This is a genomic window from Marivirga lumbricoides (assembly GCF_014636295.1).
GTDB lineage: Bacteria > Bacteroidota > Bacteroidia > Cytophagales > Cyclobacteriaceae > Marivirga > Marivirga lumbricoides.
This window is the reverse complement of sequence record NZ_BMEC01000007.1, coordinates 121717-145871: the sequence shown is the minus strand read 5'-3', so window position 1 is coordinate 145871 and position 24155 is coordinate 121717. Positions and strand designations below refer to the sequence as shown.

Below are 24155 nucleotides of genomic sequence, written 5' to 3'. Positions count from 1 at the left end.
TTAATTATCAGAAACTATAAGGTTATTCCCTGACAACTGAGTTCTGTATTCTCTTAATTTACGAGGAGATGGGCCACTGGTGGGGAAGCCTTTATCATTGTAGAAAGATTCTCCACAACCGCACTCTAGGTAGGAGCCAGTAGGGCCAAGGTTAACATGTGATACAATAGCACAATCTCTTTCAGGCTCGTGGGGGCAATTTCTCTCAAAAGCCGCATAATCGCTTTCTCCTCTCTTAATTACTACTACACCTTTTAGGCCCACATCATCTAAGTACAAGTGATTTTCTGTTTGTAGCGTTTGATTACTAATAAGGCTTAAATTCAAAAAAACTTCAAATGGTGGGGTAAGCGGTAGCTCATCAATGAAAGCCTCAGAATTTTCTTCTTTACATGATGTGAAACAGAAAAACGATAAAATCACAACTGCTAAAATACTTCTATTTATACTCATAAAATCCCTTTCCGGTTTTTTTACCATGATGGCCTGCATCTACTTTCTGTTGTTGAATCCGGCTTGGCCTAAATTTTGGATCATAGTGAAATGATTCAAACATGGAGGTAGTGACGGAGAAATTAGTATCCACTCCTATCAAGTCCATTAACCTAAAAGGCCCCATTTTAAATCCCGAACTTTCTACTAATTTGTCAATCGCTTCAAAATCTGCCACTCCTTCTTCAGCAATTTTTAAACTTTCTACATAGAAGTGCCTTGCCACTCTATTAACGATAAAGCCAGGTGAATCTTTTGCCATCACTGCTTTTTTACCCAGCTTTTCTGCCAGCTGTTTAATAGTTACAGCCACATTTTGATCTGTAGCTACTCCTGAAATAACTTCTACCAGCTTCATAATATGAGCCGGATTAAAGAAATGCATGCCCACTAACCTATTGGGGAACCTCAAACCAGCACCTATTTGGGTGATTGGAATAGAAGAAGTATTTGTAGCAAAAATGGTACTTTCAGAGTTTATTTCTTCCAATTTTGAGAACAAGTCTATTTTAACTTGCAATTTCTCTATTACTGCCTCTATAATCACATCTGCCTTAAGCTTTAATAAATCTGAGACAAAAGTAATTTTGGAAAGGCACTCTTCTTTTTGTTGTTCAGATACCTTCCCTTTCTCAATTCCTTTTTCTAAGTTTTTTGAAATAATCTCCTTAGACTTAAGTAAAGCCTGCTCATTAATATCAAATAGAAAAGTACTATAACCTGACATTGCTGCTACCTGAGCTATCCCGGCCCCCATAGTGCCTGCCCCTATTACTGCAATTGATTGAATATTCTCTAATTTCATATTAATATATTTTATGATTTACTACATCATACAACTTGTCTTGGAAAGTAATTTTTAACTGATGTTCTTAAACTGGTTAAGAAACCTCACATCATTTTCAGAATACAAGCGTAAATCGTTCACCTGAAACTTTAACATAGCGATTCTTTCAATCCCCATTCCAAACGCAAATCCTGTGTATTCTTCAGAATCGATACCACAATTTTCCAATACGTTAGGATCAATCATTCCTGAACCTAAAATCTCTACCCAGCCTGTATATTTGCATACATTACAGCCTTTACCTTTGCAGATATTGCAAGAAATATCCATTTCAGCACTTGGCTCGGTAAAAGGAAAGTAGGAAGGTCTGAAACGCACTTGAGTATCCTGACCGAAAAGCTCCTTAGCGAAGTAATATAAAGTTTGTTTTAAATCAACCAGGCCAACATTCTTATCAACAAAAAAGCCTTCTACCTGATGAAAAAAACAATGTGCTCTGGCAGAAATCGCTTCATTTCTAAATACTCGTCCCGGAGCCAGCGTTCTGAAGGGTGGCTTCTGGTTTTCCATCACCCTTATTTGAATAGAAGAAGTATGCGTTCTTAAAGCAATATCCGGGTTGCTTTCTATGAAGAATGTATCTTGCATTTCCCGTGCGGGATGATTCTCAGGGAAATTTAAAGCAGTAAAGTTATGGAAATCATCTTCTATTTCAGGTCCATCAGCTACATTAAACCCTATTTTCTGAAATATCTCTACTATTCTATTGTGGATGATAGTAAGAGGATGAACTGTACCTAAATTAACAACCGGAGGCAGAGAGAGATCAATGGGAGCCTTTGAAGCTGAACTTTCACTACCATTTTCCAACTCTTCAATTAAAGCCCGGAATTTCTCTTCCGCCAATTGTTTCACCTCATTAACAGCCTGACCATATGCCTTCCTGTTTTCGGGTGCTACATTTTTCATCTCACTAAATAAGTCGCCCAGCACGCTCTTTCGGCTTATGAATTTAATGCGATATGCCTCCAGTTCTTCCTGATTTGCTGCAGTAAACTGTTTGATTTCCTCGCTCAGCTCTTGTATTTTATCCGCCATTTATATTATGAATGAATAATTCTTTATTATAAATAACAAAGTTAAAGTATTTAGTGGGATTAATAAATTGCATATTACCTTTTCCCCTACAAAAACAAAAAGCCTGAAGATTTACTCCCCAGGCTTTCAATAGATTTATAGAAAATTAAATAATCATACCAGCACCCACTGTCTCATGAGTAAACTCATCAATAATAATCAATGAACCAGTATTCCTGTTTTTCCTGTAAGAATCATATAATAATGGACGTGCAGTTTTTATGGTAATCCTGCCTATATCATTGGCAGAAATGCTCTTATCTTCCTCATTCTTTTCCAGTGTATTTACATTCACTTTGTATTTCACATCCTTTATAATGCACTTTGCCTCATTAGTAGTATGCTTAATTAAATATTTACCGCCCAACTTAAGCGGATTTATATTTAACCAGCAAACCATTAACTCTATATCCTGACCTACAGTGGGCTGGTTATTGGGCTTAGCCAGCATATCACCTCGGCTAATATCTATTTCGTCTTCCAATTGAATAGTGACAGACATTGGAGGGAATGCCTCTTTTAATTCACCATCCATGGTTGAAATGGACTTAATTTTAGAAGTAAATCCGGAAGGCAAAACTGTTACCTCCTCCCCTTTTCTAAATATGCCTCCACTAATCAAACCGGCATAGCCTCTAAAGTCATGATATTTATCTGACTGTGGTCTAATTACCCACTGAACAGGCATTCTGCTATCAATAAAGTTTCTATCAGAGGCAACTTGTACATTCTCTAAAGTCCAAAGGAGAGATGGACCTTTGTACCAGTCCATATTAGTCGATTTATCTACAACATTGTCTCCATTCAATGCTGAAATAGGGATAAATCGAATGTCAGGAATTTCAAGTTTAGCATCAAAACTGAGAAAGTCTTTTTGAATCTGGTTAAAGACTTCTTCAGAATAGTCAACCAAATCCATTTTATTAATACAAACTACTATGTGTTTGATTTGCAACAAAGAAGCTATAAAAGAATGGCGTTTAGTCTGCTCAATCACTCCTTTTCTGGCATCTATCAAAATAATAGCAAGATTAGCTGTAGAAGCACCGGTAACCATATTTCGGGTATACTGGATGTGTCCTGGAGTATCTGCTATAATAAATTTTCTTTTTGGAGTAGCGAAATAACGGTAGGCCACATCAATAGTAATCCCCTGCTCTCTTTCTGCTTTTAATCCATCCGTTAACAAAGCAAGGTTTACATGTTCATCTCCCCGGTTTCTGCTGGATTCCTCCATTGCGTCCATCTGATCCTGAAAGATAGATTTTGTATCATACATCAACCGTCCAATCAATGTACTTTTACCATCATCTACGCTTCCAGCGGTTGAAAAGCGTAATAAATCCATGTCGAGATAGCCTGCAGTTGCAGTATTATTAATATCTTTTACTTCTTCCATTTTTTGAAATTCTAGAGGTTAACTCCCAGGTTTTAAAATTTTATTTACTAGCACTGTGAGGGAGATTGAGGTTAAATGTATGTTTAGAAATATCCCTGTCTCTTTCTGTCTTCCATTGCAGCTTCAGACCTTTTATCGTCAGCCCTATTACCACGTTCTGTTTGCCTGGCCGCAGCTACTTCCTCAATAATTTTATCAAGGGTATCAGCGTCAGAATTTACAGCTCCGGTAATTGTCATACATCCCAGCGTTCTGTATCTGATAATTTGCTTTTCGTACTTTTCACCTTCCAGTAAAGTATTGTAAGGAGATTCAGCAATTAATACTCCATTTCTGTTGACTACATTTCTTTCATGTGAGAAATATATGCTAGGCAATTCAATTTTCTCCTTTTTAATATACTGCCAAACATCCATTTCTGTCCAATTACTGATGGGGAAGATTCTAAATGACTCCCCTGGCGCTTTCATTCCATTATATAGGTTCCAAAGTTCAGACCTCTGATTTTTAGGATCCCACTGTCCAAAGTCATCTCTATGGGAGAAAAATCTTTCTTTTGCTCTGGCCTTTTCTTCATCTCTTCGTCCCCCACCAAAGGCAGCGTCATATTTGCCTTCCTCCAGCTTTTCGAGTAGCGTAATTGATTGTAAAGTATTTCTGCTAGGATTAAGTCCCTTTTCCTCTTTTGCAGTTCCCCTATCTATAGAATCCTGAACCAGACCTACATCTAATTTCACATTGTATTTCTTCGCCAGATTATCTCTGAATTCTATTGCTTCAGGAAAATTATGTCCAGTATCAATATGAAGTAATGGGAAAGGTATCTTAGCAGGCCAAAAAGCTTTTTGTGCCAGGTGTACCATTGTGATAGAATCTTTTCCACCGGAGAATAAAATCACCGGTTTTTCGAATTGTGCTGCTACTTCTCTAAAAATGTAAATAGCTTCTGATTCCAGCTGTTCAAGATGTGATAAGTTGTATGATCCCATTTTAATATTTTATTCTCTCTATTATCTGATTTACTAATTGCTGATGGCTGCTCTCCAATTCCTGGTTAGCAGTATCAATTTTAATTTCAGGCTGTTTCGGTATTTCAAAAGGTGCGCTGATCCCTGTAAATTCTTTAATTTCTCCTTTTCTTGCTTTTGCGTAAAGACCTTTAACATCCCTGCTTTCACACACCTCTAAAGGACAATCAATATATACTTCCACATAACCTTCACCAATAATCTCTCTGGCCATTGCTCTGATTTCTTCAGTAGGGCTGATAAAAGAACAAATTGTTACCAAACCTGCATTCATAAAAAGTTTGGCAGTTTCAGCAGCACGCCTGATATTTTCCTTTCTATCTTCAGGACTAAATGTAAGGTTATTATTAATACCAACTCTTAAATTATCCCCATCCAACAGTTGAGTTAAATTACCTCTGGCATGTAAAGAATTTTCCAAAGCTGTAGCCAAGGTACTCTTGCCAGAACCTGACAGCCCTACCATCCATACTACTAAGCCCTTCTGTTTTAGCAGCTTTTCCTTATCATTTCTGGTAAGGACAGTGTCGAAAATTGGATATATATTATTCAAATTATTTTATTTCCTACAAAGTTAATAGACTATTACTATTAATATCAAATAATGTCATGTAATTTTAAGGCACAGAAAGAAAGAAATGAAATTAGGCAGTGATTAATCTCTATAAATTGCCTTAAAACCTCACCTTTTTTTTTATTGTCTGAAATTTGAAAAAAATAAAATTATGAATACCCAAGAATTACTGATTGAACTTAAAAATATAGCTAAAGATGCTGGAGATGCTATTATGCATATTTACAATGATGCTGATTTAAGTACTGTAGTAGACCATAAAGCAGATGATAGCCCGCTTACTTTAGCAGACAAAGCTGCGGATGATGTAATAAAGAAAGGTTTGGAATCACTGGCTGTCAAATATCCTATTTTATCCGAGGAAGGCAAACATATTGGCTATAGTGAAAGAAAAAGCTGGGATACCTTTTGGTTAGTGGATCCCTTAGACGGAACTAAAGAATTTATAAAAAGAAATGGACAGTTCACTGTGAATATTGCCCTTATAAAAGAAGGCTATCCTTTGCTTGGAATGATCTATGTTCCTGCCACTGAAACATACTATTATGGAAGTGAATTGGGGGCTTACAAAGTAGAGGGTTCAAAAGAAACTCAACTAAAAGTGAACCATAAGCAAGCTAATAGAATCGCTGTGAGGAGTGCTTCACACGCTTCACCTGAAGAAGATACTTTATTAGCTAAATATGATGTGACAGATAATATTTCCAAAGGAAGCTCTTTAAAATTTTGTATGGTGGCAGAAGGTAAAGCAGATATTTATTATCGACACGGACCTACTATGGAATGGGATACTGGTGCTGGTCAGGCGGTTTTAGAAGCTGCCGGAGGAAAAGTATTCAAAGGTGATAAGGAAGAGGAAAGGTTTAATTACAATAAGGAAAACTTGTTGAACGGGAGTTTCTTGTGCTTAGGGTTTTGATATGATTCGCATCGAGCATTTCCAAAAATTGATACCTGGAAATGCTCTTACTACTTAATCTCTTCGAAACTTTTTGATCTCTCTTTTCTTTCTGGCAATTGAAGATTTCACTAAGGTATCCAAGCTTACGCTAAGGATTACACAAATACCAATAACAATCGGAACAAGCAGATTATCTCCCAAAAAATCTAACGCTAAAGCAATGCCGATTATCACCAGGTTCAGCACAATCATTATCAAAGTAGTTTGGGCATGACTATAACCCAACCTCATCAGCATGTGGTGGATATGGGTTTTATCCGGAGAAAAAGGCGATCTTTTCTTCATAGCCCTGGAAATAAATACTCTTAAAGTATCAAATAACGGAATAATTATAATTGCCACTGCCACTCCTACAGAGGAATGTAGTTTAAATGGTGTTTCTTCGGGTAAGAAATAATTAAAATCAATAAATTTTATAGAAACTACAGAAAGTACAAACCCGATTAATAAAGCTCCTGTATCACCCATAAAGATTCTTGAGGGCTCCCAATTAAAATTCAGAAACGCGATTAAAGCCCCAATAAAGCCAAAGCAGATCATGGCAAAATAGATCTGGCCTACCAAAAAGAAGAAGATTCCAAATACAAAGAATGCAATGATTCCAATGCTGCTGGCCAGCCCATCTAAACCATCAATAAGATTATAAGAATTAGTGATAACAATAAATGTAAATAACGTAATCAATACGCTGAGCCCATATGGTATTTCACTTACAGTAAAGATATCGTAAAGTGCTCTCAATCTTACATCCATCAAAAAAACCACCATGCACGAGGATAGCAATTGAGCCGCTAACTTTACAGAAGGCCTTACTGGCACCAAGTCATCCCTTAGGCCTACTACAAACATAATAGCAATGGCTCCAAAGAAAAATTTAAAAGTTCCCAATCCTCTTAGAGGCATCCAGATCAGGATAGCAAGGATAACACCCAAAAAGATAGCTATCCCACCCATGCTTGGGGTATTGTCAGTGTGAATTTTTCTACCGCCTGGTATATCCATGATATTCTTCTTTTTGAAGAAGCCAATCACTAATGGCGTCAACAAAAACGTAAGAATAAAGGATGTTATAAGACTAGCTAGGGTTTGGGGCATTTTTTAAGTTTGATAACTCAGTCATTTATTAATGATTGCAAATTTAGAGGGTTTTAGGGAATTAGCTAATTTTCTAAAAAGACCTTTTAAAACTAAATTCAAAGCAACTCTTTTAATTCTTTCAACATTTGTTTAGCCAAATTTTTACGATCATAGGCTTTGGCGAGATATGAACAATTATTTTTGATTTGATCTTTTAATTCTAAATTATCGATTAACCTATTAAGCTTCAAACTAAAATCATCAAAATTTCCTGGTTCAAAATACAGGCCAGCATCGTGCTCTTCCATTATTTCCCGGGCCTGACCATCAACTCCCAGCAATATAGGCTTTCCCATGGCTGCAGCCTCAAATATTTTTGATGGGATCACTGTTTTAAAAGTATCATCCCTTTTTAGGGGGATCAGTGCAAAATCTGCTAAAGCCCAGTATTTTACTATCTCAGTTTTAGGCACCGGGTCTAAAAATTGAACATTTTTTAAATTCAATTCTTCTGCTTTCTGAACTAATAGTTTTTTGTTGGCTCCATCTCCAATAAATAGAAATTCCACCTTGCTATTTTCGATTTTATCAAGATTTGATACATACAGCTCTAAATCATGAGCTAGTCCATGAGTTCCTATGTAAGAAACTACAATTTTATCATTCAAATTTAACTTGTTTCTAAGTTCGGAAGCATCCACTTGGGGGTCAAATAATTCTAAGTTACAGCCATTTGTAACCACAACTATTTTTTCAGCATCTATACCTCTATTAATAAGATTACTTTTAAAAGCATCAGTTACAGCTATAATTAAATTAGCATTTTTATAAAGTCTTAACTCTATCTTTTCTAGAAGGTTGAGTATCCACTGGTTGCTCATAGAAGTAACAGAGCGAATCGAATCAGGCCAAAGGTCACGAAGTTCGAAAATCCATTTTTTTCTTTTAAAGAATGCTAACCAAAAACCCGAGATTGCTGTAAAGAATTGGGGAGAGGTAGCCACTATTAAATCTGTTTTTTCAAATAAGCCTACTATAAATGCTGACAATGAATAACTGATATAATCTATTGTTCTTTTAAAGAATCCTTCATTCTTAGTAATATAGGACCATACTCTAATAACATTAATCCCTTCTACTACTTCTTTTTGTGGGAGAAATCTATTTTTGTATCCATCATAAACTTTACCCTGTGGAAAATTAGGGTTGCAAGTTATAACAGTAACCTCTACTCCTTCTTTTATCCACTCCTTACAATGCTCAAAGGTTCTTGTAGCAGGAGCATTTACTTCCGGCGGGAAATTATCTGTAAGGAATAGGATTTTCATCTAAAAAATTTGGGTCTCAAGTGATTTATTAAAATGAACTGCTAATTTATCACATGTAATATAACTATTAAAGCCATCAGGACAATTATATTTTTCAACATCAATTGAAATAGCATTTGCAAACTTCATTATAACACCATTATCAAAAGAGATTTCGTCAGTTCCTTTATCTACAATTTTTATACTCTTTGACAAATGGAAATATGCTATGGCACTGCAATTACGACTTCCTATCGATAATACGTCTTGAATTGTGATAAGAGTGTCAGAAAACTGAAACTCTCTTATGTGATCACCACAAATTGATTTGTAGCCATTATGAGATAATTTCAAATAGCTACCTGACTCCTTTAGAATTTTTACTTCTGCTCGTTTACCTAATCTAAAACCTCCCCAAACATCCGATTGATTTTTAGCATCTACTACTACAGTATTGTGGAATTCAGTTGATCTTTCTAAATTTCTTCTTCCATTTTTTTCATAAGTCGAAATGCCTGGATCTATTATAAATGGTTTATTATTATTATACAATATAAAATTACCTATGTCGGCATGCGAATGTCCTGGTATATACTCAGGCCCTGGCTTTCCAGCATCAGTAATTAATTCCCAATTTGGACTTTTATATTTTCTATATCCACTAGACTTTAATATTGTATTTTCAGATGCAGTTACTCCTATGCTCTGGGCATATTCAATTAATGCATCGGCAGATTTAGCAATTTCAAGACCTGAATCATTTAAAAGAGGCATATCGCCATTGCTCATTTTCATTTTCTCCATCCAGCTGAGCATTACTTCAGCTTTTTTTGATAGAAAATCTAAGAATGTTTGATCTTCGAATTCGGTCGAAGATTTTGCAAAATTTATAGAATCTAATAATCGCTCTAATAGAATATGATGATACATTGGAGACAACTCAAAATGAGCACCATCATCTAAAATTTGTTCTGTCAATTCGGTTTTTAAATTTCTTTTTGCTCTCTCATACAGCTTTTCATCATTAAAATAAATTGACCCCATGAATATTGAAAAGGCATTTTCAAGTAAATGGTTTCCCAATAAATGATACTCTAAGTTCTTTAGTAAATGGAGGTAACATGAATAGATAAAAGAATCAATCTTTTTATTACTAATGTGATGAATTGTTAAGAATTTTATCCAATTAATATTTCTCAAGGATATAGGGTAAGGCTCTAGTCCATCTTTAAGGACTTCTGCTTTAGATATGTAGTCATTGATAAGTTTTAAGCCTTCTTCTTTTGACAAATCTTGTTGTAGCAAGAAGTCAAAATAATTAAGGTTGTAGCACCAAAGTTTACCAAATTCAAAATAGTTCCAATCTATATTTCTGAACGATTTAAATTTCTTAGAAAAATTCAAAAACTCAAAATCTGCTATGTTTTTATATGAAACTCGGCTTTTGGGAAATTCTAATAAAGGCAGGTCAGACTTTTTATCTATTGGGTAGGAAACAAATTTTAAGTTATTTCCAAATATTTTATTTCTTAAAAAATAAAACCCGCGAAAATAAAATTGCACGGGCTTCAAATATTTTAAAGTATGATAGATTCTAAGGAGTCTTTTAAACATTTACCCAGCTGTTAGTTTTTAAACTTTCAATACAAGCAAATGAAGCTTTAGTTGAGTTAATTATCTCTTCTAAACTAATCAAAGGTTGGCCCCCTTTAACCAAAAACTTATTGTATAATTCAAATTGCTTTTTATGCCCCTTATCCAATCTTGTATTAAGATTTGATGATTTGAATCCGTAGAAGTTTGTCCTTCTAAAGTTATCCAGTATTGCAGTTCTTTCATTAGAATATACTTCTATTCTTTCCTTAGAATAAGATTTACTTCCATTAGCAAAGTAATTAATCACCGCATTAGAACCGTTTTCAAATTTTAATAGAATACTTGTATTGTCGGTATTTTCACTAGCATTCGTGCCTAAACTGTTCATACAGACTTTTGTCACTTTTGATGTAGTTAGGTAAATCAATAAATCGATATAATGGCATGCTTCACCAATAATACGACCACCTCCAACTTCCATATCTTGAACCCATACATCTTGAGGGATAAATCCGGCATTCATTGTGGCATTTATGTTTATGGGGCCAGAATTATTACCAATAGCTTTCTTAATAGCTTCAGTATGTGGAGAGAAGCGTCTATTATAGCCGACCATAATATTCTTTGAAGAAATTCTCTGCTCTTCTATAATTTGGCTCAGTTCTTCATTATTTAAAGCCAAAGGTTTTTCAACGAAGACATGCTTCCCTTTTTTCAAAGATTCGATTACCATAGATGCATGTAAATTATGTCTCGTGGTAACAATGACACTATCGACTGTTTCGTCATTTAAAATCTCCTGATAATCAGTAGTAGATTCACCAATATCAAACTTCTTTGCCAGGATAGTTCCAGACAGGCCACCAGAACTTGCAATTGATTTAACTTTCGCATTGCACTTTTTTAATGAAGGCAATATTGTTGAAGATGTAAAATTACCCGCACCAATAATACCGATATTACCGTTACCTTTTTGAAAATTGGCGTCTGATATTTTAATGCTGCGACTTATACTGGCATTATCACTGTACTTAATAATAGTTGCGATAGATTTTGATGTTGAAATCTTTTCATAGATTTTAACAACATCTTCTAAAGCAATTTCTTCACTAATTAAAGGTGTGACATCTAATGTTTTATTAGACAATGCCTTTAGTATAGCCTCAAAATTTCTTTTTTCTGTCCATCTAACGTAAGGCAGAGGATAATCAACTCCCTTCTGTTCATAGTCTTCATCATATCTTCCTGGACCATAACTACAAGAAACCTGGAAGGTTAATTCCTTCTCATAAAAATCTGCTCTACTTATGTCTAAACCAATTACTCCTATTAAAATAACCCTTCCTCTTTTTCTGGACATTTGGGCCGCCTGAGAAATGATATCATTCGATTTATTTGAGGCAGTAATAATGACCCCATCAGCACCAATTTGAGAAGTAGCATTGTTCACGAACCGCACTGGGTCTGTACCATCGCTGAGGTTTACTGCATTAATTCCTTTACTTTTTGCTATTTCAACCTTTTGCTCGTCATAATCTAAACCGATCACATTACATCCATTCGCTTGCAAAAGTTCAGCGGTGATTAATCCTATTAGACCTAGGCCTGTAACGACAATCGTCTCTCCAAAAGTCGGATTACATAATCTTATACCTTGTAAACCTATAGCACCAATTACTGTAAAAGCAGCCTCTTGATCTGAAACATTATCAGGGATTTTGGCAACAAGATTTTTAGGAATATTTACAAATTCCGCATGATTTCCGTTAGAAATAACTCTGTCTCCTACTTGAAAATCATCAACGCCTTTACCAACAGCCTCAACAATACCAACATTACAATAACCTAAAGGTAAGGGTTGTCCTAATTTATTGAATACAGCCTCAACAGTTGGCATAACGCCATCAGTTTTCATTTTATCCAAAACTTGTTTCACTTTATCAGGCTGCTGCCTGGCTTTATCAATAAAATTAGCCTTTCCAAACTCTACAAGCATCTTTTCAGTACCTGCAGATATTAAACTTTTAGTTGACCTTATTAAAACACTACCTGATTTTACTTGAGGCATTGGAACTTCCTCTAATATTGTTTCACCTGACTTGAGGTTTTGTATGATTTGTTTCATTTAAATTACTTTATTTCAGAAATGACAAATTTAACTTTACCGGCTGATGTTCTTTCAATTTTGTTTTTAAACACAATTTTAAAATTGGCAGTAGGTAAAAATTTCGTGATTTTACTGTTAAGCTCAATCTTATCTTGTTCGCTAAAGTTTTCAGATTTTACAATCCTAAAGTCTATGTTATAGTTGGAATGCTGGTATATTTGAGCTTCTTTTATGTTGACTAAATCCTTAAAAATATGATCTAATCTACCAATTTTTGTTCCATTCTTCAAAGTTAAAAAATCTTCTCGCCTTCCCTCGATATTTCTTACAACTCTACCATGATATCCACAGTCGCATTTATCCTGCTCATAGAATTCTACTAAATCATTGGTGTCATATCTCAAAAATTGTAAACATTCATTAAAAATAGATGTCCCAACAATCTTATAATAGTTTTCAAAAGAATGAATTAGTTCAACATGAGAGTAGTCTTCATCTACATGCAAGTGACCCTTTATACATTGGAATATGTTAGCTACGGGCTCGCTTAACCCGTAATGTTCAATTGGATTTATTCCAAAAGCTTTCTTTATAAGTTTCTTTTGGCTCAAAAGTAAATTCTCAGCCCCCGTAGTTATCCACTGAACTTTATGTTTGAAAGCAAGTTTTTTTTCAATAATAAGAGCTGCGAAATAACTCAGAGTACTGGGATAACCGTGTAGCCATCTTATACTATTCTCATTTATTGATTTTACATAACTATCAACTGTATTATGGTTAAGATGATACATACTGAACATTAGCTGTTTAGTTGTGTGAACTTTTAGAAAAGGTTTCTTGTACGATTTATTGGTTGGTAATATTACTTTACCTCCAAAGTAGCCACACCATTCTTTCTGGGTTATCCCATGTAATTCACGGTATCTCCACCAGATTGCCCATTTTTCCTTTTCGCTCCTCAGACTTTCTGGGAAGACTAACCCAGATCCGGTGGTTCCACTTGTATTCGAAGTTATGTAAGGAACTGATCGGGTATCTGAAATTACCGCATTTAAGTTCTCCTTTATAAATACCTTCGTCTGAATTGGGAAATTAGATAATTGATCAAATGATTTTATCCTGAAATTCTCCGGAATTAGTTCAGAGTAATAAACTGAATTGTTTTTTGCCTCAACTAGCCTCCTATTTAATAATTTTAATTTAAAATCATTTATCTTTTCTTCATCCCATTTTAGTCTTTCTTTACTCTTAACATAAATACTTCTGAAAGCCTTATTGTATCTTCTTTTATTAATAAAAAAACCTTTTATATTTATTAGAAATAATTTAAACAAATAGGGGGATTGCAAGTAGATTTTTTCAACCATATTCCAAAAAAATGTTTATTGATATTCTCACTTAAGACCAAGTTTTAACAATAGTACAATTGTACAATGTCGCAAAGATATCCAAAGAAGTTTTAACTTTACTGTTAATGTTGAATCCTTATATTTAAATATTGGTAAAAGTTTTTTCTGAAATCGATTTTGAGAAAACCATTTAGTATATTGTTTATTTGAAATACCTGAAAAAGGAGTTAGTTCCTGTATTTTTTCAGACCCACTAAATTTTTCCGACCTGATATAATTTAATTTAGATTTTTTTCGATCTAACTCAAACCAATGAATTTCTAAATTGCTCAAATCATTAAAGTCTATCTCGACTGCCATTTGAGTAAGGGTGAAATCAGGAAATTTTAATTTATTATCCCAAAAAATCTCCTGAGGAAATAACCAGTTACCAAGACCATAAATGATTGGTTTATTATTATAATATTCTATCCCTTGACATCTGTGAGCATGTGATCCTAAAATCACATCCACACCTTTTTGAATTAATTCTCTTGAGAACTCCCTATCAAATGGTTGGGGGTAAATTTCCAATTCATAGTTCCAATGAAAATAAATTACAATTTTATCATCTTTGGTGATGCTTTGCTTTAGCACATCCAAACAGTATAAGACATTATCTCTCCTGTAAGGATTTACACCTTGTTTATCCTCTGAAGAAGGTTTACAACTATTCGCTTCCCATCCAAACCCTAAAAAATATATTCTACTTCCATCTTCCTCTAAAAAAATTGAACGCTGAGCTTTAAATAAATTCTCTCCTGCTCCAAAAAGCTTTAAATCAAGATGCTGAATATTGGCGAAAGTATTCGAGATATCATTTACATCTAAGATATGGTTATTTGCTATCGAGAAAGCTTTAAAATTAAAATCACTGCACAATTTCTCAATAGAATTCAGGCTATTAAAGACATGGTGCTCCCTAGTAGAACTGAATTTTGTCAAACTGCCCTCTAGATTACCCACAATAGATTTTCCGCCAAAAACCTCGCGTGCTTCAGTATAATCAATCGAAGCTGAATCAGGCAGTGCTATGTCTCCAACAAAAATCATTTCATTATAAATTTAAGAGTTTGATGATATGTATTCTTCCAATCAAATTGGCTGGCTGTTTTTATGGTATTTTCATTTAACTCGCCATTATGAACCCTATTTGATTCTTGTAAAATGATATCTTTAAATTCTTTAACTGATTTTGGATTAAAATAAATTAAAGAATCTCCTCCAAATTCTGGCATTGGATAACAATTTGATGAATAAATGATTTTACCCATAGACATAGATTCTATCAAAATATTAGGACAATTTTCACATGATGAGGCATAAATTACTGAATCAGCATTCTGGTAGTATTTAGGAAGTTTTTCATATTCAATTTTCCCAACATAAACTATTTGGTTTTCCAGTTTCAATTCCTTGATTTTATTTAATAATTTATCTCCATATTCACTCCCAACAGAACCTACCAATAAAATTCTCTTTACCTTAACACCAATTTGAACTAATTGATAATATGCTTCAATTAATTCATGTTGATGTTTATAAACAGTAATTGTTGAAACGTAAATTATGTAAGGCTCTATTAATAAATCAGGAATTTCTTCAGATTTTGGAATTTTGTGTGGGTTGAATAAATCATTTTTTCCATGATAAATGGTTTCGGATTTAGCATCTATACTTGGAATATATTTCTCAATCACTTGTTTGGCATGGCTGGAAATAAAAACAACTTTATCTGCACCTTTAAAAGAGAGTAAACTCAATTTTTTAAGTAATTGTAATCTTAATCTTTCTTTAAAATTATAGTGTTTAAAAACTTCCTTGTAGAAAGGAAGCATATTTCTAAAAGCTACTATAGTAGTAACATTGCCTATTTTAAATGGGACCATTATTCCGCCTGGGCAATAGTAGTGGGTGACTCTATTACTGTTTATTAATGTTTCCATGTTAAAAAATTCCCAAAATATTCGATACCAAATATTATTAGTTTTTGGAATATATATTTTTTGTATGTTTTTTAAATGTATCTTCTCTATTTTATCCTTGTTTCCTGAATTAAGAAGTAATATGATTTCTAGATTCTTTTCTTTGTCAAATAGAGGTAAAATATTAGTCAAATAGGTTATTCCGCCACCATCTTGAGCCGCTAAAGCGTTAATTAATAACTTTTTTTTCATGAGAACAGATAAATAGTAATAATAAATTTAACGGCAATAAATGCCTGGCAAAAATGAATGATTCCTTCAACTCCAATATTAAAATCATCGATGTAAAGATGAATAGTAATTGATAGGAAGGAATATTAAATTTAGAAAAACCATATTTAAAACCTAAGTAGAGCATATAAATGTATGGAAGATATATAGATAACATTCCGATAATACCCGCACCATAAAAGACTCTTATGTAGCCTATATCTGATTCAAGCAAGTGATCAGGATGCCTACCAAAGTAAGATGTGCCAAAAAGGTATTGAATTCTATCTAAATCTGGCAAAAAATACATTTCAAATATAATATGGAATGTGTTCCTTTTCGATTGGAATGTATTTAGAAACCGAGTAATGGAAGTTTCCATGAAAAAATCATAGTATTCCGCAGGAATTAAAAATAATGACAATATACCAACAAAAAATAATATAATTATAAAAGCGAAAACTCTTTTAAGTATCGCTCCATTTATTTTAAACCTGAATTTATGTAAAACAATATATAGGATGGGGAAAAAAATTACTAAAACATAAATCCCTGTTCTGCCGGTAAGTAAAATTGAAACGATTAGTAAAATATTGGAGATTAAGAAATAAGCAAAAGAGATTTGTTTTTTTACAAGCAAATAGCCTGACAAAATTATACCAGATGACTGAAGAACACTTAATAACGCACCACCACCACCAGAAAACCCCGCAATTCTAAATTCCCCAATTTGTGTCAACATTAAATCGTTTACGTCACTGAACTCATAAAAAAGATTTCTTAGGTCTGGAGAAAGAAAAAAAACAATTATTATAATAGCATGTAAGACGATTGAATAATTAATATGTAATAATAATATCTCACTTGAATAATATTTTAAGTAAAGTTTTGAAATAAAAAATGCAAAGATTGAGAATAGGATTAATTTAATTGCAAAATTTATTATATCAACTGAATCTGATGAATTTAAAGTCAGAGATATACAAAAAGAAATTATAATTGGAATTGAAAAACTGATAAGAATTAATAAGATTTTTGATATACTAAACCTATTATTTACAACATAGATTAACCCATATGTTATTGTAAATAAAAATGGGATAGCAATATTTAAATCGATAGAAATAGGGTCTTTTAATTTTAACCCTATGATTAAAAAAAAAGTAGTGACAAGAAAAATAATTTTACGAAGCATTATGTCAAAATATTGTACTTTTAATCAGTTTATTTGAGTTTTTAAAGAAAGCCCAGTAATAATTAAGGCAGAATTTCTTGGAGCATTTAACGCAATTCTCTTCCTCTTTCTTTAATTGACACCGTACCTATTTCATAGAAAAAATTCATATTGCAAGTCTTTTTCTAAAAACGTTATACGCCCTTAGTAAATTTATAAGGCATTATTTTAATTAAAAAAAGTTCTCACATAACAGACCGTATAACATTATTTATTTTAAATGCTCTTGAATTATAAGTGTAATTTCTAAGAAATAATTTATGTGCTTTCTCTGCTAATGATTTATATGAATCAGGGGATTCATTAAATTTTTTTAACTGTTCAACCCATTCATCAACCATATCTGGGTTAATTAAAATCGAATTTTCCTCACTTAATACCTCCCTTAAAATAGGCAAATCTGAAGCAAAAATCACCTTTTTAGAAGACATGTATTCAAATAACTTCATAGGTGAGGTATATTTACCTATATCTTCCTTACCATCAGCACCAAATACACTTCTTTGATTAGGCAATAAAACAGCATCAAAAGACTTCAAAAAAGAAGGAATAACTTTTTGGGATTGATGTCCATAAAAAAAAATATTATTATCCTCAGAATGCTTTTTTTGCCATGTATCAATTTGGTTTTCATTTCCCCCTACGATATGAAAGTTTATAGTATTTATCTTTAAAGCAATTTCAGATATAAGTTCTATTCCCTTTCCTGAGTGCAAACTACCAACATAACCTATATTAATTTTTCCGGAATCGCCTTTCAGAGAAAATGGAGGAACTTCGTCTAACTCTACAGAATCGGCTGCATCTGGAAGTACAACTATTTTATCATGATGAAGTTTATATTTTTTTATCAAGTCAGTTTTTAAAGAGTTAGATATTGCAACAATTTTTTTACAGGAATCATTTTTAAAAAGACTCTTTTCAAAGAAATTATAAATTCTATTTTTTATCATAGAATGGCTTTCATAAATGACATTATAACCAAACAATGAAAGAATATATGCTGAATACACATTTAAACTATATATCATCACGGATTTCCTCTCATAGTCAAATAGAATCTGAGATGGAAATACAAATAAACTTATAAATCTACTATGTAGTTTATTAAGCTTATTTGTAAGCTTAAGAGTAAAATTCTCCTTCACATTGTATACATCGTACAAATCATTATGTGACTCAATCTTTTGATTCTTTTTTGCAAATAAAACTGTTGACAATTTATTTTCAGCAAAAGCGCTAGCCATTTTCATAACGTGTACCGAGTTAGCACTATTATGAGGTATTATTGAATCTGATATTAATAATAGCTTAAATTTATTTTCACTCATTTCTTTCACTTATTCTTTTAAATAAAGCCCTTAAAGTTAAATATGTTTTACAGCCTAATTTACCATTTATCAAACCTAGCATATATTGAAAACGCTATGTAAATTAGTTCCTCTGTTATCATAAATATGTTTTTTTTTATACCAAAAACAAACTTTATCACTAATCCAAATTTTTGGCGTCAAAATATCATAGAGATCAAACCTGAAATGATCAAATTTATCAATCCAATAATCAACCCATTGTCCGTTAGGTGATTCTTTCCTCATTAATTAAGAGTTGTAGCTGAAAAAAGAATCATATGACTAGCACTTACTAATTCATAACAATAATATCTACAAATTCTTTTATTAAATATTCTGCCATTTCCAAGTATACAACTAAGTCATATTTAGTCTCTACATTACCTGTTGCTTACAATTCAGCAACAGTAAATTCCTCCATTTTTAAAATTCTTAAAATTTGTTCTTCTCTAGCCCGATACCATCTAATCGAATAGCTTTTCCTACTCCATGACAAAACATTGAGAAAAGTTTCTATAACACATCCAAAATCAATAATGCTTTATTTGAGCTTTACTAACTCTTGAACATTGGAAACTATCCCCCTTGGAGATTGGATTTTATCATTTGCCTCTGAGTGCACATCTTTTTTCATAAGTCTTATACTTATAGGTAGATTATAATTTAAATAAAAACAGAATTAAGAACAAACATTAATGTAAAACAAAAAAACTAAGAGTGAAGTATACTATTTAGATATTTGTCACTCATTATAAAATGAGACCTTTCTACTTTTTATTATATTGGAGCATAATCAAAATGTTAGATACATCAGCGAATAACTTAACTGATATAATCGTAAATAGCGAAATTACATTAAAATAATAAATAATTATTACCCCTAATATATATACAAGTAGGGAGTAAATGAGAGATTTTGAATAATATTTATTCTTATTTTTAACGATAAGTAAAGTAGTTAATTGATAAATAATATTGACTATTGGAATTAAAAGTCCGTAGTAAATTAAATAATAGTAATTGCTTCTTTCCAAAGTTGCGCCACTTAGAATTGAAAAAATAACTTCTCCTGTCATCAATAATAGGAGGTATATTGCTAAAGAAGAAATCAGGCTAATTTTAAATACCTTATTAAATAACTTTAAATCCTTTTTTTCGGCGATTGCTGGGTATGAAGATTGATTTAGTAAATTAAAAGGAATTAACAATGCCCCTACAATTTTTTCTAAAATATCATATATTGCTACCCAATTATAACCTAGAAATGTACCGATTAAAACAGAATTTGACCTAGTCATAATAACTGAGGACGCCCTTGAAAAGAAAAAAGGATATGACTTCTTAAAAAAGCCGTAAATATTTTTCATTTGTGATCTAACGAATCGAATTTTATATTTTTTTATCATTAAACAAAAACCAAATAAACTACTAAAAAGAGCATTTAATCCAAATATTAAAGGAACTAAGTAAAGGTCGTTACTTGATTTTATGACGAAAAATATTGAGCAGGTAAAGAATAATTTTATAATTACGTTTGAATAAGTAAAGGTCTTCAAATCAGACAATCCTTGAAAGAACCACATTGGCATAAAAAATTCACCAATACACATTAAAAATCCTATTATGTATAAATATTTGTGATTACTAATTTCAGGTATTAGAAATATTGTAAAAAGCAAAAACACTCCGGATGTCAAAAGAAGTACTAATTTTGCTGAATAAATAGACGAAACTATACTATTTAGTCTATTATTATTATTTCTGTTTTCTGCTATTTCTTTAACCGCATATATATTGAAACCAAAGTTAATCAACAATGTGAAAAATGAAAGAATTGCTTGAGAATACACGTACATCCCATATAATGATTTGCCTAATGTGTCTATTAAATAAGGTAATACTACTAAAGGTAGTGCCAAGTTGAAGAATTGAAATACTGTTAAAAACGAAAAATTTTTCAGTATTTTTTTATTAAGAAAATTTATTTTCATGAACTAACATAGTTTGTTGACTTTGCAGATAATAACAGTCCGTAAAAGAAGGAAAAGAAAACAACACCTTTCTGAACAGAAAGAACGTTCTCAACTAAAAAGAAAGACAACATTATAAATATTAGTGAGTGAAAAAGGCTGCTAAACACTGAATTTTTTATGCGTACGGTATAGATGAAAGGAATTAAAAAAAAAAGTAATCCTACAATACCGCTTCTATTATATATATTCAAATACATATTATGTTCATTGTATTGTTTATCAAAATGACTTTTAGCATTAGATTCTGCATAGCATTCTAATGCCGCTTCTTTAAACCATCTATAACCATTCCCAAAAATCGGTTCGATTCTTTTATTGAGTTGAAACCAACATTTATAAATAATTAATCTTGGAGATTTATTATCGGAAAGGTTTTCAAATCCTTCTCCTCTCAATATTTCATTTAGATTATTTGTTTTATTTATAATGCTCTCCTTAAAGTCAGGAATAAACAATAGAACACATATTATTGTAGTAAAAACCGCGCCAAGGAATTTAGATTTATAGTTTAAAAAATTAAAATAAAAGAAATGGATTAGAAACAATATTATTCCAATTCTTGAATCAATTAAAATAAATAAAAACAAATTTACAGCATCAAATCCAACCTTTAATAAAAGATTTTTGATTTTGAAGTAAATATTGAAAATTACATAAGTAAATAATAAATAAATGGAAATATAAGAAGGGTGAATACCAATAAAGGTAGTTAAGTAAGATTTTTGATATTTTGGATTGTGAAGTAAATATGAGAGAGGATCTTCCCAGTGATTTAACTTAATAAAAATTCCTATTAAACAAATTGCAATTGCAAAATAAACAGACACTATTAGTACCTTGAATATTCTCTTGATAACTTGCTTTTCTGTAATTTTAGGATAGAAATGATAGATAAATGGAATAAAAAACAACCCTGATTGGGATTCTAAGGCCTTAAACCACAAATCATAATCTAAAAAAAAAATAACACTATATAATATTGGAATTACCGGCAATAATAGAATAAAAGTAAGTTTTCTTTTGCCTATTTCTTCCTTGCCTCTTTTAAGAAAAATAATTAAAATGAATAAAATAACTAAAAGATAAGTATTGAGATTTGGATGAAAAGGAATAGAAAAAACCCATAAATAGGTACATAATATCTTTAAGTCCCGGAATACAATATTTAATCTAAACTGCAAAACCATATTGATCCAGAATGCAAATTTACTTTCTTAAACTCTCTATGGGCAACCAAGAAAACCATTATATCAGCTTTTTCTCTTGCTTCCTGAACAGAATAAACCTGAAACTCTTCATGGCTATCAATATTGGGTTCTACCGGCATAACCTCTAAGCCTTCTTCAATTAAAGCCTTAGTGACATTTAAAGCCGGGCTTTCTCTTAGATCATCTATATCAGGTTTAAAAGCAAGTCCCATGCAAGCTACTTTAGGTTTTCGTTTATGTTTTAATTCAAATTGCAAGGAGGCATTTTTTATTTTTTCAATAACCCAATCTGTTTTGTAATTATTGATTTCCCTTGCCGCTCTGATAATTTTCGCTTCTTCTGGAAATTCAGATACAATAAACCATGGATCAACTGCAATGCAGTGTCCACCTACACCTGTTCCAGGTTGTAAAATATTTACCCGGGGGTGTTTATTGGCCAATCGTATCAATTCCCAAACATCAATACCCGCTTTATCACAAATCATGCTCAATTCATTTGCAAAAGCTATATTTACATCTCGAGATGAGTTTTCTACCAGCTTACACATTTCAGCTGTACGTGCATTAGTGGCATGTAATTCTCCTTTTACAAAATTTCTGTAGAAGTTAATGGCTTTTTCGGTGGCAAGTTCATTAATACCACCAATAGATCGATCATTGTATTCCAGTTCATGAATTACATTGCCAGGTAAAACTCGTTCAGGGCAATAAGCTATATGTAATTTCCCTTTGAGTTCAGGTCGCTCTTGATCAATAATTTCTTTAACTCTTTCAGTCGTACCAACTGGACTTGTTGATTCCAATATAACCAAATTCCCCTCTTGAAGAAAAGGAGATAAAGTTCTAGTTGCTGTCTCTACATAGGAAATATCAGGTTCATGATCCCCCTTAAAAGGAGTAGGTACGGCAATAAGGAATACATCAGCATTAGCGGGTTTTGTATCCGCAATTAAATAACCTTCATCAACGACATTTCGCACCAAGCCATCTAAATCAGGTTCAATAATATGGATTTCGCCTCTATTGATTGTGTCTACAGCATGCTGATTAACATCTACTCCGTGTACATGAATTCCTCTACTGGCCATTAAAGCGGCAGTTGGTAACCCAATGTACCCCAAGCCTACCATTACTGCCTTAATATTTCTGTTTTTTTTAACCATGAGATTCAGTTTCTTTTAGAATACTTAAAACTTTTTGACTAGTGGTACCATCTCCATAAGGATTGACTGAATTTGCCATGTTTTTATAATGCTCCTCATCATCTAAAAGCAATTTAGCCTCTTTCAAGATAACATTGTAATCAGTACCTACTAATTTTGCAGTTCCCGCTTCAACGCCTTCTTGCCTTTCTGTAACATCACGCATAACCAAAACGGGTTTTCCTAATGAAGGTGCTTCTTCCTGAATCCCTCCGGAATCTGTTAAAACAAAGTAAGACTTATTCATTAGCCAAATTAAGAAAGGGTAAGCTAATGGCTCAATAAGTTTAACATTATCCACTCCCGTTAATATCTCATTCACAGTGTTTCTTACGTTAGGATTTAAATGAACAGGATAAACTAATTCTGTATCTGGATATGCTAATGCAATATCCTTCATGGCCTTACACATATTTTCAAAAGGATCTCCAAAGCTCTCACGCCTGTGCCCTGTCACTAAAATCATCCTCTTAGAGAAATCTATATCTTTAAAGAAATCCTGATATGATTCTTCCCCCTTTTTCTTTATAATATCAAGCCCTAATAACAGCGCATCTATCACTGTATTCCCTACTTGATAAACATTATGAGTTACGCCTTCCTGTTTTAAATTACTTACTGCTCTGTCGGTTGGCGCAAAATGAAAATTTGCCAGATGACCAGCTAATTTTCTGTTGCCTTCTTCAGGAAACGGTGAATATAAATCTCCACTTCTTAATCCTGCTTCAATATGAGAAACCTTGATCTTCTCATAAAATCCAGCCAAAGCACCAATAAAAGCAGTTGTAGTATCTCCCTGAACAAAAATATTATCCGGCTTTTCCTGATTTAAAATAGGCTTTAACCCTAGCAAGGCTTTAGCAGTGATGTCATATAAGGTTTGATTTGGAGCCATTAAATTCAAATCATGATCAGGCTCAATATCAAAAAACTCCAAAACCTGATCCAACATTTCTCTGTGTTGGCCTGTAACGCAAACAACTACCTCCTGACTTTTATCGGCTTGAAATATTTTAATTAGCGGAGCCATTTTAATGGCTTCAGGTCGAGTACCAAATACGAATAAATGTTTCAA

At 32.6% G+C, this 24155-nt stretch carries 20 protein-coding genes; 1 reads left to right on the top strand and 19 read right to left on the bottom strand.

Features of this window, described 5'->3' with window-relative positions:
- The 6 genes from IEV85_RS12010 to cysC form a co-directional block, all read right to left on the bottom strand.
- Complete coding sequence (locus tag IEV85_RS12010) at positions 1 to 453, bottom strand: Rieske (2Fe-2S) protein (protein WP_188463615.1); 453 nt, start codon at positions 451 to 453, stop codon at positions 1 to 3.
- On the bottom strand, positions 440 to 1297 hold the full coding sequence (locus IEV85_RS12005; protein WP_188463613.1) for a 3-hydroxyacyl-CoA dehydrogenase NAD-binding domain-containing protein: 858 nt from the start codon (positions 1295 to 1297) through the stop codon (positions 440 to 442). Before IEV85_RS12005 ends, IEV85_RS12010 begins: the two co-directional genes overlap by 14 nt.
- Before the next feature lie 54 nt (positions 1298 to 1351).
- Positions 1352 to 2377 carry a phenylalanine--tRNA ligase subunit alpha gene (gene pheS / locus IEV85_RS12000; protein WP_188463611.1) on the bottom strand — a complete coding sequence of 342 codons (1026 nt, stop codon included), beginning with the start codon at positions 2375 to 2377 and terminating at the stop codon, positions 1352 to 1354.
- 145 nt (positions 2378 to 2522) lie between these two features.
- Positions 2523 to 3815, bottom strand: coding sequence for a sulfate adenylyltransferase subunit CysN (cysN, locus tag IEV85_RS11995; RefSeq protein WP_188463609.1), 1293 nt, complete (start codon positions 3813 to 3815; stop codon positions 2523 to 2525).
- An 83-nt stretch (positions 3816 to 3898) separates the two neighbouring features.
- Positions 3899 to 4804 (bottom strand): sulfate adenylyltransferase subunit CysD, encoded by a 906-nt coding sequence (gene cysD, locus IEV85_RS11990; protein ID WP_188463607.1) that lies wholly within the window; start codon positions 4802 to 4804, stop codon positions 3899 to 3901.
- Between the two features lies 1 nt (position 4805).
- On the bottom strand, positions 4806 to 5396 hold the full coding sequence (gene cysC / locus IEV85_RS11985) for an adenylyl-sulfate kinase (protein ID WP_188463605.1): 591 nt from the start codon (positions 5394 to 5396) through the stop codon (positions 4806 to 4808).
- Positions 5397 to 5568: 172 nt separating this feature from the next.
- On the opposite strand from cysC, the gene cysQ reads away from it, so the two are divergent.
- Complete coding sequence (cysQ, locus tag IEV85_RS11980) at positions 5569 to 6336, top strand: 3'(2'),5'-bisphosphate nucleotidase CysQ (RefSeq protein ID WP_188463603.1); 768 nt, start codon at positions 5569 to 5571, stop codon at positions 6334 to 6336.
- Positions 6337 to 6390: 54 nt separating this feature from the next.
- Here the strand turns inward: cysQ and IEV85_RS11975 are convergent, their stop codons facing one another.
- The 13 genes from IEV85_RS11975 to wecB all read right to left on the bottom strand — a co-directional run bounded on the left by IEV85_RS11975 (position 6391) and on the right by wecB (position 24155).
- Positions 6391 to 7380, bottom strand: coding sequence for an MraY family glycosyltransferase (locus tag IEV85_RS11975; RefSeq protein WP_229712580.1), 990 nt, complete (start codon positions 7378 to 7380; stop codon positions 6391 to 6393).
- Between the two features lie 191 nt (positions 7381 to 7571).
- Entirely contained in the window at positions 7572 to 8783 is a 1212-nt protein-coding gene (locus tag IEV85_RS11970) for a glycosyltransferase family 4 protein (protein WP_188463599.1), read from the bottom strand.
- Positions 8784 to 10376: an alginate lyase family protein gene (locus IEV85_RS11965; protein ID WP_188463597.1), complete on the bottom strand. Its 1593-nt coding sequence runs from the start codon at positions 10374 to 10376 to the stop codon at positions 8784 to 8786. It abuts the gene before it with no gap.
- Complete coding sequence (locus IEV85_RS11960) at positions 10369 to 12483, bottom strand: bi-domain-containing oxidoreductase (protein ID WP_188463595.1); 2115 nt, start codon at positions 12481 to 12483, stop codon at positions 10369 to 10371. The genes IEV85_RS11965 and IEV85_RS11960 overlap by 8 nt, the downstream gene beginning before the upstream one ends.
- 5 nt (positions 12484 to 12488) lie before the next feature.
- On the bottom strand, positions 12489 to 13832 hold the full coding sequence (locus IEV85_RS11955; protein ID WP_188463593.1) for a phenylacetate--CoA ligase family protein: 1344 nt from the start codon (positions 13830 to 13832) through the stop codon (positions 12489 to 12491).
- Positions 13833 to 13859: 27 nt separating this feature from the next.
- The gene (locus tag IEV85_RS11950) at positions 13860 to 14906 is read right to left on the bottom strand and encodes a CapA family protein (RefSeq protein ID WP_188463591.1); all 1047 of its coding nucleotides are present in this window, start codon (positions 14904 to 14906) and stop codon (positions 13860 to 13862) included.
- Positions 14903 to 16030: a glycosyltransferase family 4 protein gene (locus IEV85_RS11945; protein WP_188463589.1), complete on the bottom strand. Its 1128-nt coding sequence runs from the start codon at positions 16028 to 16030 to the stop codon at positions 14903 to 14905. The genes IEV85_RS11950 and IEV85_RS11945 overlap by 4 nt, the downstream gene beginning before the upstream one ends.
- Complete coding sequence (locus IEV85_RS11940; protein WP_188463587.1) at positions 16008 to 17243, bottom strand: hypothetical protein; 1236 nt, start codon at positions 17241 to 17243, stop codon at positions 16008 to 16010. The genes IEV85_RS11945 and IEV85_RS11940 overlap by 23 nt, the downstream gene beginning before the upstream one ends.
- 224 nt (positions 17244 to 17467) lie before the next feature.
- A complete protein-coding gene (locus IEV85_RS11935; protein ID WP_188463585.1) occupies positions 17468 to 18613 on the bottom strand; it encodes a glycosyltransferase in 1146 nt (381 codons plus the stop codon).
- 788 nt (positions 18614 to 19401) lie between these two features.
- Positions 19402 to 20625 carry an oligosaccharide flippase family protein gene (locus tag IEV85_RS11930; protein WP_188463583.1) on the bottom strand — a complete coding sequence of 408 codons (1224 nt, stop codon included), beginning with the start codon at positions 20623 to 20625 and terminating at the stop codon, positions 19402 to 19404.
- A complete protein-coding gene (locus IEV85_RS11925) occupies positions 20622 to 21848 on the bottom strand; it encodes an O-antigen ligase family protein (RefSeq protein WP_188463581.1) in 1227 nt (408 codons plus the stop codon). The genes IEV85_RS11930 and IEV85_RS11925 overlap by 4 nt, the downstream gene beginning before the upstream one ends.
- The gene (gene wecC / locus IEV85_RS11920) at positions 21833 to 23041 is read right to left on the bottom strand and encodes a UDP-N-acetyl-D-mannosamine dehydrogenase (protein ID WP_229712579.1); all 1209 of its coding nucleotides are present in this window, start codon (positions 23039 to 23041) and stop codon (positions 21833 to 21835) included. Before wecC ends, IEV85_RS11925 begins: the two co-directional genes overlap by 16 nt.
- The gene (gene wecB, locus IEV85_RS11915; RefSeq protein ID WP_345259643.1) at positions 23034 to 24155 is read right to left on the bottom strand and encodes a non-hydrolyzing UDP-N-acetylglucosamine 2-epimerase; all 1122 of its coding nucleotides are present in this window, start codon (positions 24153 to 24155) and stop codon (positions 23034 to 23036) included. Before wecB ends, wecC begins: the two co-directional genes overlap by 8 nt.